The sequence below is a fragment of the Streptomyces chartreusis genome (assembly GCF_008704715.1).
Classification (GTDB): domain Bacteria; phylum Actinomycetota; class Actinomycetes; order Streptomycetales; family Streptomycetaceae; genus Streptomyces; species Streptomyces chartreusis.
Genome location: NZ_CP023689.1, coordinates 576,665 through 590,740, shown reverse-complemented (window position 1 = coordinate 590,740; position 14,076 = coordinate 576,665). Strand labels below are relative to the sequence as shown.

The following is a 14,076-nucleotide window of genomic DNA, read 5'->3' as shown; positions in this document are numbered from 1 at the left end:
CACATCACTCACACCCTTCATGCAGACCAGGGGAAGGTGCATGAGGTACTTCCGTCTGCTCGTCCTGGGCAACGGCATCTCGGCGTACGGCAGTTACCTGAACATGGTGGCGCTGAACGTCTTCGTCTACGACGCCACCGGCAGCGCGCTGGCCGCCGGTCTCTTCATGGCCGTACGCCTCGCCACGAACGTCGTCTCGGGCTGGGTCAGCGGCAGGCTCGTGTCGGTCCACGACCGCAAGCGGCTGATGGTCGGCGCCGACCTGTGCCAGGCACTGGCCCTGCTGTCACTGCTGCTGGCACCGGACGGCATGCGGGTGGGGCTGCTCTACGCCCTCGCCGTCATCACCGGCGGCTGCTCGACGCTGTCCCAGGTGTCCCTGCGCAGCAGCATCCCGGAGATCGTCGGGGCCGAGCACCGGGTGCGGGCCAACGGACTGCTGGTGACGGGGCGTTCGCTCGCGATGATCGCCGGGTTCGCCTCGTCGGGGCTGGTGGTGGCGAAGCTCGGGTATTCGGCCGCGTTCGCCCTGGACGCCGCGACCTTCCTGGTCTCGGCGACGGTGCTGTTCCTGCTGCCCGTGCGCACCAAGGCCGCCACGACCGGCACAGGGTCCGCGGGCTCCTCCGACGCCGCCCGCTGGACCGCGCGGATGCTGCTCGGCACGGCGCCGGTGCTGATGGCGATGATCGCCGTCCGGGCGGTGGACGGACTCGGCTCCTCGTCCCACAACGTCGCCCTGCCCATCTACTCCAGCGGCCTGGATCCCGACCATCCGGCGACGTTCATCAGCCAGTTCTGGGCCACTTGGGCCATCGGCAACATCGTCGCCCAGCAGGTCATCGGCCGTGTCACCAAGAAGAGCGGGCGGACGCCGGGGGAGCGGGCCTTCGCGCTGGGGGCCTGTGTGATGTCGGCCGGGTTCATCGTGGTGTTCTGCGGACTGCCCACCGTGCCCGCCGTCATCGCCGCGCTCATCGCCGGAGCCGCCGACGGATTCACCGAGATCGTCTACGTGTCGAGGCTCCAGACCGCCCCCGACGAGCAGCGCGGCCGCCTCTTCGGGCTCTCCGCGTCCGCCGAGAACACCGGATTCGGCCTCGGCATGCTCGTCAGCGGCGCCCTGCTGGAGGCCTTCTCACCGCTCCAGGTCGTGGCCGCCTTCCACGGCCTCGCGATCGCCCTGTGCCTGGCCCTGCTGCTGGTACTGCTCAGACGGGGCGGCACCCGCGACCCCGGCGCCGAGGACAAGACGGTCGACCGTGACGCGTCGACGGTGACGGAAGGACGCGGCTGATGCCCCCGAACGACCCGGACCCCCGGACATCCGCCCAGGACCCCCGGTTAGCAGTGATCGGCATGGCCTTCCGCCTCCCCGGCGCCGACACGCCCGAGGACCTCTGGCGCATCGTCCACGACGGCACGGACCGCATCACCCGCTTCACGGACGAGGAACTGGCCGCCGCCGGCGTCCCCGCCGAGGAGTACGGAGCGGCGGACTTCGTCGGCGCCTCCGGCGTGGTGGACGACATCGCCGGCTTCGACGCCCAGCACTTCGGGATGAGCGGCCGCGAGGCCCGGATCACGGACCCCCAGCACCGCATGTTCCTGGAATGCGCCCAGCACGCCCTGGAGAACGCCGGCTACCCCGACGAACGCGACGGCAGCCGCATCGGCGTCTACGCCAGCACCGGCTACCACCTCTACACGCTCCAGAACTACCTCCTCAACAACGTCCTGCCCAGCGAGCCCGTCACCGACTGGATGGCCGGCATCCAGATCACGGTCGGCAACTACGCCGACTTCACGGCCAACCGCGTCGCCTACCGGCTGGGCCTGACGGGACCCGCCGTCAACGTCCAGACCGGCTGCTCCAGTTCGCTCGTCGGCGTGCAGTCCGCCGCCCAGTCCCTGCTGATGGACGACTGCGACGTCGCCCTCGTCGGAGCCACCGCCGTCCATGTGCCGCAGATCCTCGGCTACCGGTACGTGAAGGGCTCGATCCTCTCCAGGTCGGGCCGTCTGAGGGCCTTCGACGCGGGCGCCGACGGCACCGTCGGCGGGACCGGCGTCCTGGCCGTCGTACTCAAGCGGCTGCCCAGGGCCGTCACCGACGGCGACACGATCCACGGCGTCATCAGCGGCTGGGGCATCAGCAACGACGGAGCGGACAAGAAGGCGTTCACCGCCCCCAGCGCACAGGGACAGCGCGTCGCCATCCGGCAGGCCCTGCGGCGGGCCGGCGTCAGCGCGGACTCCATCGGCTACCTGGAGACCCACGGCACCGGCACCCTCAAGGGCGACCCCATCGAGTTCGACGGTGCCGCAGGCGCCTACCGCGAGGACACCGACCGCACCGGCTACTGCGCCCTCGGCTCGACCAAGGCCAACATCGGCCACCTCGACGCCGCCTCGGGCCTGGCCGGGCTGGTGAAGACCCTGCTCGTCCTGAAGCACGGCGTCATCCCGCCGATGGCCAACTTCGAGGAACCCAACCCCGCCCTCGACCTCGACCACAGCCCCTTCTACATCCCGCGCACCGCCCGCCCCTGGCCACAGGGCGACGGGCCGCGCCGCGCCGGCCTCACCTCACTCGGCGTCGGCGGCACCAACGTCCACCTGATCCTGGAGCAGGCCCCGGATCCCACGCCCCGGACCGAAGGCGCCGCACCACCGGACGTGCTCCTGGTCTCCGCGAGCAGCGCGGACGCCCTCGCGGACAACGCCCGTGCCCTGAGCGAGCGGTTACGCCGGCCGTCCGCACCGCAGCTGACGGACCTCGTCACCACCGCCGCACTCGGCCGCACCCACGGCCGTCACCGGTTGGCGGTCCGCGGCACCACCCCGGCCGCCCTGGCCGACGCCCTCGACGGCTGGCTCGCCGGGAACGCGGGAGCGGCGGTCCACACCGGAACGGCACCGCACGACGGGCACGCACGCGTGGCCTTCCAGTTCACCGGGCAGGGCAGCGGACACCCGGGAATGACCACGGCACTCCACGACCGCTTCCCCGTCGTCCGAGAAGTGCTCGACGCCTGCGAGCACCGCCACCGCGAACTCACCGGCGACCCGCTGTTCACCGACCGCGTCCTGGAAGAAGACGCCGTCCAGGACACCGACACCGCACAACCCGCGCTGTTCGCCCTGCAATGCGCCCTCGTCAGGCTGTGGCGCGAGACCGGCATCGAGCCGTACGCCGTCACCGGGCACAGCGTCGGCGAGTACGCCGCCCTGTACGCGGCCGGAGCCCTCTCGCTCGACGACGGACTGCGCCTCACCGTCGAACGCGGCAGGCTGATGCAGCGCCGCTGCGCCCCCGGCGCGATGGTGGCGGCACCGCTCGACCGGACCGCAGCCCTCGCCCTGGCCGCCGAAGTGCCCGGCCTGGAGGCGGCCGTGACCAACGGCGACCGCGACCAGGTCCTCGCCGGACCCGCCGAGGCCGTCGACCGGGCGTGCGCCCTGCTGGCGGAACGCGGCACTCCGGGGCAGCGGCTGCCGGTGACCCGCGCCTTCCACACCGCCCTGATGGAACCGATGCTGGAGGAGTTCCGAAAGGTCCTCGCCGACGTGTCCCTGCGGCCGGTGGGCATCCCGTTCGTCAGCGCGCTGGACGGCGTGACCCACCCACCCGGCTGGATCCCGGACGCCGACCATCTCGTACGGCACACCCGTGAGCCCGTCCGCTACGACCTGGCGCTGCACGGCATCGCGGCCGGGCAGCCCGACGCACTGCTGGAGATAGGGCCGCACACCACCCTCAGCGGTCTGGCCCGCCGCGCACTGCCCGGCGTCGCGTCCCTGCCCTCCCTGCGCCGAGGCGCGGGGCTCGGCGCGCTGTGGGGTGCGGCGGCGGGACTGCACTGCGCGGGCGCGGACGTCGACTGGCGGGTGCCGCTGGCCGGCAGCGGGGGCCGGCGGGTGCCTCTGCCCGGCTACCGGTTCCAGCACAAGGACCACTGGACGGGGCCGCGGTCGGCGGCTCGGAGCACGGGAACAGCAGCGAGAGAGGGAGCCGAAGTGGTTCAGCAAGACGCAGCGGTCACGCACGTACTCCACAGCATCGTCCGGACCACCGCCCGGCATCTCGGCGAGGAGCCGTCGGCGATCCTCGGTGACGCGACCTTCTTCGACCTCGGCGCCGACTCGCTCCAGATGATCAGCGTGCTGCGGGAGCTGGAGCAGGAGCACCAGGTCAAGGTGACGATGCGGCAGCTCTTCGAGGAGACGGGTACGCCGCGGCGCCTGGCCGAGTTCATGGTCGCGCGGATGCCGGCACCGGCGGGGCAGCAGAAGCCGCAGCAGCCACCTGCCGCTGCACGCGAGCCGGAGCCCGAGCCCGTGCCGGAGCCCGTGTCCCTGCCGACGGTCGCCGCGCCCGCTGCCGAGCCCGCCCCCGTAGCGTCCGCCGCCCCCGTAGCGCCCGCCCCCGAGTACGCCACCCGCGAGGAGTTGGAGGACCTCGCCCGCAAGCTCCAGCAGATGTCGCAGATACAGCTCCAGATGATGTCCCAGCTCTCCCAGCTGCTGGCGCTCCAGACCGCCGCCGTCTCCGACCGGCTCAACGGCACGGTGGCCAAGTGACCGGGCTGAACGGCATATCCGCCGCGCTCGACCGCGACCTCGCGGCGATGACCGAACTCTCGCAGCGCATCGCCGAGCAGATGGGCGGCGACGTTCCGGCGCCGGAGCAGCAGGCCCCGGAGCCGCCGCGCGTGCACGGCCCCCGGGTCACGGTCGAGAGAGGCTCCGGCATGGTGCGGGACGCCTCCCCGCAGACCCAGCAGGAGCACCTGGCCGACCTCGTGCGCCGCTACACCGCGAGGACCCCGACCTCCAAGGGGATCGCCCAGCGCTACCGGCGGGTCCTGGCCGACAGCCGCGCGGTGGTCGGCTTCCGCAGCGGCACCAAGGAGATGCTGTACCCCATCGCGGGCCGCCGGGCGAGCGGGGCACGGCTGGAGGACGTCGACGGCAACGAGTACGTCGACATCACCATGGGCTTCGGCGTCCTCCTCTTCGGCCATGAACCGGAGTTCGTGACGGAGGCCGTGCGCGAGCACCTGTCCCGCGGCATCCAGCTCGGCCCGCGCAACGTCGAGACCGGCGAGGCGGCCGAACTCCTCGCCGAACTCACCGGCCTCGAGCGGGTCGCCTTCGCCAACTCCGGTACGGAAGCCAACTCGGCCGCCATCCGCCTGGCCCGCGCAGCGACCGGCCGCGACAAGATCGTCACCTTCCTGGGCGCGTACCACGGGCACGCCGACAACGTCCTCGGCCGGGCCTCCGCGGCCGGCACCGGCACCGACCCGGTCACCGTGCCCGTATCCCGGGGCATCCCGCAGTCCGCCGTCGCCGACCTGCTGGTCCTCGACTACGGCAGCGACAGCGCGCTGGAGGCCATCGAACGGCACGCCGGCGAGATCGCCGCGGTCGTCGTGGAGCCGGTGCAGAGCAGACATCCGGCGCTCCAGCCCGTGGAGTTCGTCCGCAAACTGCGGGAGCTGACAAGCCGCCACGGCATCGTCCTGCTCTTCGACGAGATGCTGACCGGCTTCCGCCCCGCCCTGCGCGGCGCACAGGAGCTGTACGGCGTCACCCCGGACCTCGCCACCTACGGCAAGCTCCTCGGCGGCGGCTTCCCCATCGGGGCCATCGCCGGCCGCGCCGACATCATGGACGGCGTCGACGGCGGCCACTGGTCGTACGGTGACGACAGCTATCCGCCCGCCGACACCACCTTCTTCGGCGGTACGTACATCCAGCACCCGGTCTCCATGGTCGCCGCGCGCGCCGTGCTCACCCACCTCAAGGAGCACAGCCCCGGCCTCCAGCAACGGCTCACCGCCCGCACCGCGGAACTCGCCGCCACGCTCAACGGCTTCTTCGAGGCCGAGGAGTACCCGCTGCGCATGACGCACTTCGGCTCCCAGTTCCGCTTCGAGCACCGGGCCGACCTGGAACTCCTCTACCACCACCTGATGCTGCGCGGCGTGCACGTCTGGGAGTGGCGCAACTTCTTCCTGTCCACCGCCCACTCGGACGGCGACATCGAGTTCGTGGCGGACGCCGTACGCGATTCGCTGCGCGAGCTGCGCTCGGCGGGCTTCTTCCCGGGCGGCGGGCTCATGGCACCGAAGACAGCGCCACCGATGTCAGCTCCACCGAGACCGGTTCCGGCACCGGCGGCACCGGCTGCCGCATCGACACCCGCCCCGGTGGCCTCCATGGCCTGGAACGCGGCGGCCGTCAACGCGGCCGAACAAGCGCCGCGCACCCCCGACTTCAGCGTCTACTTCTTCGGCGACTACCCGCAGGACACCGCCACACCCCGGGACGGCCAGTACGAACTCCTCATGGACGTGGCCCGGTTCGCCGACCGCCATGGGTTTCACGCGCTGTGGATGCCCGAGCGCCACTTCCACTCCTTCGGCGGACTCTTCCCCAACCCGGCCGTGCTCGCCGCCGCGCTGTCCCGGGAGACCGAACGCATCCGGCTCAACGCGGGCTCCGTCGTCCTGCCGCTCCACGACCCCATCCGGGTCGCCGAGGAGTGGTCGATGGTCGACAACCTCTCCGGCGGGCGCGTCGGCATCGGCGTCGCGAGCGGCTGGAGCGCCAACGACTTCGTCTTCTTCCCCGACCGCTTCGGCCGGCACAAGGAGCTGATGTACGAACAGCTCCAAGAGGTAAGGAAGTTCTGGCGCGGCGACGCACTGCGCCGCGCGAGCGGGGACGGCGAGGCCGACGTACGGCTCTTCCCGCGACCGGTGCAGGACGCCCCGCCCATGTACACGGCGGTGGTCGGCAACCCCGCCTCGTACGAACTCGCCGCCCGCCACGATCTCGGCATCGTCACCAACCTGATGACCCAGAGCGTGGAGCAGCTGCGCGAGAACATCGCCCTGTACCGCCGCACCCGGGCCCGGCACGGCCTGGACCCGGACGCCGGGCGCGTGGCCGTTCTGCTGCACACCTACCTCGCGGACGACCACGACATCGCGCGCACCGAGGCGTTCGAGCCGCTGTCCCGCTACATGCGTGCCTCGCTGTCGGTCTTCAGCGGCGTCACCAACAGCCTCGGACACAACATCGACCTTGCCGAGCTGAGCGAGGACGACCTGGACGCGGTGTTCCGCCGCGCCTACGGCCGCTACTGCGACCAGCGCGCCCTGATCGGCACGGTGGACAGCGTCCGGCCGGTGGTGGACGCGGTCACCTCGGCGGGCGCCGACGAGATCGTCGCCCTCGTCGACTTCGGTGTCGCGCAGGACGCGCTCCGCGAGGGCCTGCCGCGGCTGGACGCCCTGCGCCGCCGCCACGACAGCCGACGGGCCGAGACCCTCCCGGCACCCGTGAACGCAGCCTCCGCCGAAGTCGCCCCCGTGAACGCCGCCCCCGCCGACGCTCCCTTGTCGCCCGGACAGGAACGGATCTGGTTCCTGGAGCGCCTGCTCCCGGGCCGTACCGCTTACAACGAGATCAAGGCCATCCGCCTCGACGGCCCGCTCGACGTACCCGCCCTGCGCGCCGCACTGCGCGGACTCGTCGCCCGCCACGAGGGTCTGCGCACCGTCTTCCGGGAGATCGGCGGCGAGCCGCGCCAGGTCGTGCGGCCGTCCGCCGACCCGGACTTCGAGGTCCTGGACGGCACCGGCAGCGCGGGAACCGTGCTCCAGGACGCCCTGGCCGCCGAGAGCGCACGCCGTTTCGACCTGGCCGACGGTCCGCTGTTCGTCACCCGGCTCGTCAGGCTCGCCGACGCGGAGCACGTCCTCGTGCTGTCCCTGCACCACATCGTGGTCGACGCCGCCTCCGGCACCGTCCTCGCCCGCGACCTCTCGGCCCTCTACCGAGCAGAGCGGGACGGATCAGCCGCCGACCTCCCAGCCCTGACCTGGACGTACGCCGACCACGCGAGGGAACTGGCCACGTCCGTGCACGGCCTCGAGGCGGACGGGGACCTGGCCTACTGGCGACGCACCCTAGGCGGAGAGCTGCCCGTCCTCGCGCTGCCCGCCGACCGGCCGCGCCCGGCGACGATGACGTCCAACGGCCGTGCCGTCTTCCACACCCTCGACCCCGAACTCTCCCGACGGCTGCGCGAGTTGAGCCGCACCCGGCGCAGCACCCTGTTCATGACCCTGCTCGCCGGGTACGCGGCGATGCTGCACCGGGTCACCGGGCAGACGGACCTCGTCGTCGGCACCCCGATCTCGGACCGGCCGGAGCGGGCCCAGGACCTGCTCGGTTTCTTCGTGAACACCCTCGCGCTGCGCCTGGACCTGACCGGAGACCCCGCGTTCGGCACACTGCTCGACCGCGTGCGCACGGTCGCGCTCGACGCGTACGACCACGCCCGCGTGCCCTTCGAGAGGGTGGTCCGTGAACTCGCGCCGCCCAGGGCGGTGGACCGGACGCCGGTGTTCCAGGCGTTCGCCGAGTTCCAGCGTGCCGAGCCGTTCCGCTTCGAGCTGCCCGGCATCGAGGCCACCCCTCTGGACGCCGGGCCGGACAAGTCCCTGACGGACCTGACCGTGTACTTCACCGACCAGCCGCAGGGCATTCGCTGCCATCTCGAGTACAACACCGACCTGTTCGACCCGCGGACCGTCGACGGGTTCTTCTCCACCTTCCGAGATCTGCTCACCGCTGCCGTCGAGACACCCGGGCTGCCGCTGTCCCAGCTCACGCCTCCCGCCGCCGACGGCGATCCCGTGCCGCTCGCCTGGCAGCGCGGCCCGTCCCGTCCGGTCCCGGACACCACCGTCCATGACATGGTCGCCCGGCGGGCGGCCGAGCTGCCCGGCAGCACCGCTGTGATCAGCGGCGACACACGACTCACCTACCGTCAACTCGACGACAGGGCGGCGCAGCTGGCGAACGCCCTGCGGGAGCGGCACCCCGAGGGCGGTGCCGAAGTCGCCCTGTGGCTGCCCCGCTCCGACGACCTCGTCGTCGCCATGCTGGCCGTGCTCAAGGCCGGCTGCTCCTACGTTCCGCTCGATCCGTCCCTCGGGCGGGCGCGTGCCGAGCAGGTCGTCGCCGAGTGCGGGGCCCGAGTCGTGGTGTCGACGCGGGAAGGCGCCGACGGCCTCGAACTACCCCTGGGTGTCACAGTCGTACCGCCCGACGCGACCGCGCCTCCTGCACCACGTGCGCTCGGCGCGGGCCACGAAGCCTGCTGCGTGCTCTACACGTCGGGCAGCACCGGCACACCCAAGGGTGTCGTGGTGCCCCATCGGGCCGTCGTCGACCTGTGCGAGTGGCAGCGTGTACGCTTCGCCTTCACCCTGGCCGACCGGAGCGCCGTCGTGTGCAGTCAGAGCTTCGACGCCTCGCTCCTGGAGATCTGGCCCGCGCTGACCGCGGGAGCGTCGGTCACGATCGCCGACGAGGAGGTCCGCAGGGACCCGTTGGCGCTCGCCCGCTGGTACGGCGAGCAGGGCGTCACCTTCTCCATCCTGCCCACCGCCCTCGGCGAACAGGTGCTGAGGCTGCCCCCGCGCGACCAGCCGCCGCTGCGCCATCTGCTGCTGGGCGGAGACGTACTGCGCACCCGGCCGCGCCCCGAGGCACCCTACGAGACGATGAACGTGTACGGCCCCACCGAGATCACCGTCCTGTGCACCATGGAGACCGTCGCCCCGCACGACTCCACCGCCCGGATCCCGATCGGCCGCCCCGTCGACAACGTACGACTGAGCGCGCTGGACGAATCGGGAGATCCCGTTCCGGTGGGCACGGTCGGGGAGTTGTACGTCGGCGGACCTGGCGTGGCCCTCGGCTATCTGCACCGCCCGGAACTCGGCGCGGAGCGGTTCCTGCCGGACCCGGACGCCGGCCCGGACGCCCGCCGGTACCGCACCGGCGATCTGGTGCGCTGGACCCGCGAGGGGAAACTGGAGTTCTGCGGCCGGGCCGACGACCAGGTCAAGGTCCGGGGCTTCCGGGTCGAGCCGGAAGAGGTCTCGCACGTGCTCAACGCCCTCGACGGCGTGCGTGAGGCGGCCGTGCTGGCCCGGCGCAACGACCGGGGCGAGGCGTACCTCGCCGCCTATGCCGTCCCGGCCGAGCCGATCGGCGTCACGGCCGACGACCGGCAGGCCCAGGCCGACCTGCTGACCGCGGAGTTGGCGGCCCGGTTGCCGGAGTACCTCGTGCCGCGCGCCTGGCGGGTCCTGCCCGCCCTGCCCGTCTCGGGCAACGGCAAGCTGGACCGGTCCGCGCTGCCGGCCCCCGACCTGGTCTCCACGGCACCCGGACGCAGGGCCGGCGACTCGGGACCGGCCGTAGCCCGCGGAACCGGCGTCGAGCGGCGGGTACGGGAGCTGTGGGCGGACGAGTTCGGCATCGATGCCGACGGCATCGCGGACGACGTCTCGTTCTTCGACCTGGGCGGCCACTCGATCACCGCGATGCGGTTGGTCAACCGGGTCCGCGAGGAGTTCGGCACCGAGTACCCGATGCTGAGCTTCTACCAGGACCCGACACCGCGAGCCATGACGGCCCGACTGGCCGGAGGAGCGGGGGAGGAGAGCCCGGCCGCGCCGAGTCGGACAGCGGAGGGCGGCGCTGTGGAACGGCGTGCACCGGCGACCGCGCAGCAGTCCCGCTTCGCCACCGTCCACGCCGACCACCTCCTGCCCCAGGTCTTCAACGTCGCCCTGCGGATCACCCTGTCCGGCGAGTTGGACGTGCAGGCACTGAGGACCGCCCTGACCCGGCTGGTCGAGCGGCACGAGGGACTGCGGACCCGACTGGCCCGCAGCGGGGACGGCTGGGAGCAGCAGGTACTGCGGGCCGGCCCGGTCGAGCTGCCGGTCGAGGACCTCACCGCGCGGCGGACGGAGGAACGGCAGGCCGCCGTGGAGCGGGCCAGTGCCGAGGCCGCCGAGACACCACTGGATCCCACCGACGGCCCCCCGATCTCGGCGCGTGTCCTGCGGACCGGCGCAAGCACCTGGGTTCTGCTCCTCGTCCTGCACCACTCCGCCTGCGACGGCTGGTCCGTCAGCCTCCTGCTGAAGGAGCTGGCCGCGCTGTACGGGACCGCCGCGAAGGGCGAACCCGGCGGCCTCCCGCCCGCGGGGTGCCAGCCCGTGGACTACGCCCACTGGCAGCGGGAGCAGGCCGACGCCACCGACGACGGGCCGAAGCTGGACTTCTGGCTGCGCGAACTCGACGGGGTCCCGTTCGTCGTCGACCTGCCGCTGGACCGGCCCCGGCCGGAGAAGGCGAGCGGACGCGGTGGCGCAGTCGTGTTCACCGTGCCCGCCGAGGTGCGCTCCGGCATCGACAGCCTTGCGAGACAGCGCGGGACGACGCCCTTCGTGGTCACGGCGGCGGCCCTCGGCCGGATGCTCGCGCGGAAGGCCCATCAGTCCGACGTAGTGTTCAACGTGTCCTACGCCAACCGGGAGCGACGCGAGTTCGAGTCCATGCTGGCCTGCACGATCACCGGCTTCGCGCTGCCGGTGCGCGACGGCGCCGCCGACTCCTTCGCCGCCCTGACGGACCAGGTCGCCCGGACGGCGGTGGAGTGCATGGACCGTGCGATGCCGGTGCGCCGGATCGCCCCGGCGATGCGGGACCGGCACGGCGTCGACGTACCGGACAAGCTGGACGTCGGCTTCGCGTACCAGAGTTCACTGGAGGCGGAGGTCGAACTGCCCGGACTGACCACGGCCATCGAGGACCTGGCGCCCGCCGCCGCCCGGACCGAGCTCACCTTCGGGCTGGTCCCGGCCGGGGCCGAACTGCGGGGCTTCGTCGAATACTCGTCAGACCTGTGGGACCACGCCACGATCGAGGGCTGGGCCCGCGACTACGTCGCCCTGCTCCGCGAGGAGGTCGACCGGGCACTGCGGAGCTGACGTCCGTCCGCGACGCCGTCCCTCCGGACGCCGATGCCGGCGCGCCGCACGGGACGGCGTCGCGGACGTTCACGCCGCGCTGCTGCTGTGCGGCATCCAGTGCCGGCACGTCATCTCGTGCTCGGTGCCGAGGCTGGTCCACCAGCGCTCGCAGCACGCCGAGTCGAGCTCCGCCCGGACGATCGCCTCCGCGGCATCCCCGCCGCCGCGCGAGGCCCGCGCGATCAGATCCAGCAGGATCCGTCGCTGTTCACCGATCACCGTCTCCCGCACGACGGCGATGACGGGCACGAGACTGGCGGCCGCGAACAGACACGCGGCCCACATCGGGCCGTACCTCACTTCCAGGATGGAGGTCCAGGCGAGCCCCCCGCTCGTGGCGACGTAGAGGAGACACAGCAGGCGGCTGGAGCAGTTCATGGGCGTACACCGTCCTTGGGGCGGATTGAATCACCCTGTCCAACTGCTCACAGCCCTCGTGGATTCGGGTGAATTATCCCACCGTGACGGAACGGGCGTGGTCCGCCGGATTCGGCGGGGCGATCGCCGCGGCCTTCCCCTGGAACGCGGACCGGTAGGAGTGCGGTGTCGTGCCCACCACGCGGCGGAAGCGCTCGCGGAACGCCGTCGGCGATCCGAACCCCGCCTGGCGGGCGATCCGCTCGACCGGATGGTCGCTGTTCTCCAGCAGATACTGCGCCCGGCGCACCCGTGCCCGCAGCAGCCACTGCAACGGAGTGGTGCCCGTTTGCTCGCGGAACCGGCGGCTGAAGGTGCGCTCGCTCATCCCCGAGCGCTCGGCCATCGCCCCGAGGGTGATCTCCCCGGCGAGGTTGTCCTCGATCCACTCCAGCATCGGTTCGAGCGCCGAGCCGCGCGGCACGGGCGGGTGCTCGTGCACGATGAACTGCGCCTGCCCGCCCTCGCGTTCGAGGGGTACGACGGACATGCGAGCGGTGTGCGCGGCCACCGCCGAACCGAGGTCCCGCCTGATCATGTGCAGGCACATGTCCAGCCCCGCGGCGGCCCCGGCGGAGGTGAGGATCCGTCCGTTGTCGACGTACAGGACGTCCGGCTCCACCTGCACGTCGGGGAAACGCCGAGCCAGCTCGCCTGTCGCCATCCAGTGGGTGGTGGCGCGCAGCCCGTCCAGCAGTCCGGCCTCGGCGAGGACGAAGGCGCCCACGCACACGGACGCGATCCGGGTGCCGGACTCGGCGGCCCGGCGCAGGGCCGCCATCACGTCGGCGGAGGGCGGCCCGGTCTCGTCGCAGCCCGGCACGATGATCGTGTCCGCGTCCGCCAGCCCGTCGAGCCCCCGGTCGATGCGCAGGGCGAAGCCCTCGGTGCGCACCTCGGGCGACTCGGCGCACAGCCGGACCCGGTAGGGGCGGCGGCCGTCCGGTAGCCGGGTCCAGCCGAACATCTGGAACGGCGTCGCCATGTCGAACGGCACCACGTTGTCGAGAACCAGGATCGCCACGGTGTGCATGACTGCCACCCTAGACAGAATCCCGCCATGCCCAGAAGCCCAGGTGGAGGCGGTGATGTACAGCACAGGTCCGGATGCGGGTGGTGGCGGGAACCCGTTGGTTCCTGTCATTTCAGCCCCTGTGCGAGGCGCGGGAAGATCTCTAACGTGGGCGGGGCCGCCGCCCCGCGCCAGCCGGGCCCGCGGTCCTGATGCCACGCCGACACGGAGACCGACAGCACCCGATGACCAAGATCCTGCTCATCCTTCACGTCCTTGCCGCCATCGTCGCCGTCGGCCCCGTCACCGTCGCGGCCAGCATGTTCCCGCCGGCCGCACGCCGCGTCCCGGCGACGGACGGCGCCGTGGCGGTGGGCACCGTCCGCCTCCTGCACCGCATCTGCCGCGTCTACGCGACCATCGGGCTGTCGGTCCCCGTCCTCGGCCTCGCCACCGCCCTCGCGATGGGCGTCCTCGGCAGTGGCTGGCTCATCACGTCCATCGCCCTGACCGCCGCGGCCGCCGGCCTGCTGATCGCGTTCGTCCTGCCCCGCCAGGAGGAGGTACTGGAGCAACTGGACGCCGAGAAGCCCGTCGACCGCTCGGCCACCGTCCAACTGGCCATGGTCACCGGCATCTTCAACCTCCTGTGGGCGACCGTCACCATCCTCATGGTCGTCCGGCCCGGGTCGACGACCGGCGCCTGAACCGGGCAGGTCGGCGGCCCCG

The 14,076-nt window shown here is 72.2% G+C and carries 6 protein-coding genes; 4 read left to right on the top strand and 2 right to left on the bottom strand.

Features of this window, described 5'->3' with window-relative positions; all coding sequences use genetic code 11:
• Positions 1-40 precede the first annotated feature (40 nt).
• Genes CP983_RS02435 through CP983_RS02425 form a run of 3 tightly spaced genes read left to right on the top strand, consistent with a single transcriptional unit; the run spans position 41 to position 11,876 of the window.
• Positions 41-1,297, top strand: a complete 1,257-nt coding sequence (locus tag CP983_RS02435) for an MFS transporter (RefSeq protein WP_150498334.1) — start codon at positions 41-43, stop codon at positions 1,295-1,297.
• A complete protein-coding gene (locus CP983_RS02430) occupies positions 1,297-4,584 on the top strand; it encodes a type I polyketide synthase (protein WP_150498333.1) in 3,288 nt (1,095 codons plus the stop codon). The genes CP983_RS02435 and CP983_RS02430 overlap by 1 nt, the downstream gene beginning before the upstream one ends.
• A complete protein-coding gene (locus CP983_RS02425; RefSeq protein WP_229914618.1) occupies positions 4,581-11,876 on the top strand; it encodes a non-ribosomal peptide synthetase in 7,296 nt (2,431 codons plus the stop codon). The genes CP983_RS02430 and CP983_RS02425 overlap by 4 nt, the downstream gene beginning before the upstream one ends.
• 69 nt (positions 11,877-11,945) lie before the next feature.
• Here CP983_RS02425 and CP983_RS02420 read toward each other — a convergent pair whose 3' ends face one another.
• Together CP983_RS02420 and CP983_RS02415 are read right to left on the bottom strand one after the other, a co-directional pair.
• Entirely contained in the window at positions 11,946-12,296 is a 351-nt protein-coding gene (locus CP983_RS02420; RefSeq protein ID WP_030958996.1) for a hypothetical protein, read from the bottom strand.
• Between the two features lie 73 nt (positions 12,297-12,369).
• Entirely contained in the window at positions 12,370-13,368 is a 999-nt protein-coding gene (locus CP983_RS02415) for a GlxA family transcriptional regulator (protein WP_150498332.1), read from the bottom strand.
• Between the two features lie 224 nt (positions 13,369-13,592).
• Between CP983_RS02415 and CP983_RS02410 the strand changes: the two genes are divergently transcribed.
• Positions 13,593-14,054, top strand: coding sequence for a DUF2269 family protein (locus tag CP983_RS02410; protein ID WP_150498331.1), 462 nt, complete (start codon positions 13,593-13,595; stop codon positions 14,052-14,054).
• Positions 14,055-14,076: the final 22 nt, after the last annotated feature.

Bases quoted from the DNA above. Each gene is read 5' to 3' on its own strand.
- CP983_RS02435 (WP_150498334.1), top strand. From the start codon at position 41: ATGAGGTACTTCCGTCTGCTCGTCCTGGGCAACGGCATCTCGGCGTAC.
- CP983_RS02430 (WP_150498333.1), top strand. From the start codon at position 1,297: ATGCCCCCGAACGACCCGGACCCCCGGACATCCGCCCAGGACCCCCGG.
- CP983_RS02420 (WP_030958996.1), bottom strand. From the start codon at position 12,296: ATGAACTGCTCCAGCCGCCTGCTGTGTCTCCTCTACGTCGCCACGAGC.
- CP983_RS02415 (WP_150498332.1), bottom strand. From the start codon at position 13,368: ATGCACACCGTGGCGATCCTGGTTCTCGACAACGTGGTGCCGTTCGAC.
- CP983_RS02410 (WP_150498331.1), top strand. From the start codon at position 13,593: ATGACCAAGATCCTGCTCATCCTTCACGTCCTTGCCGCCATCGTCGCC.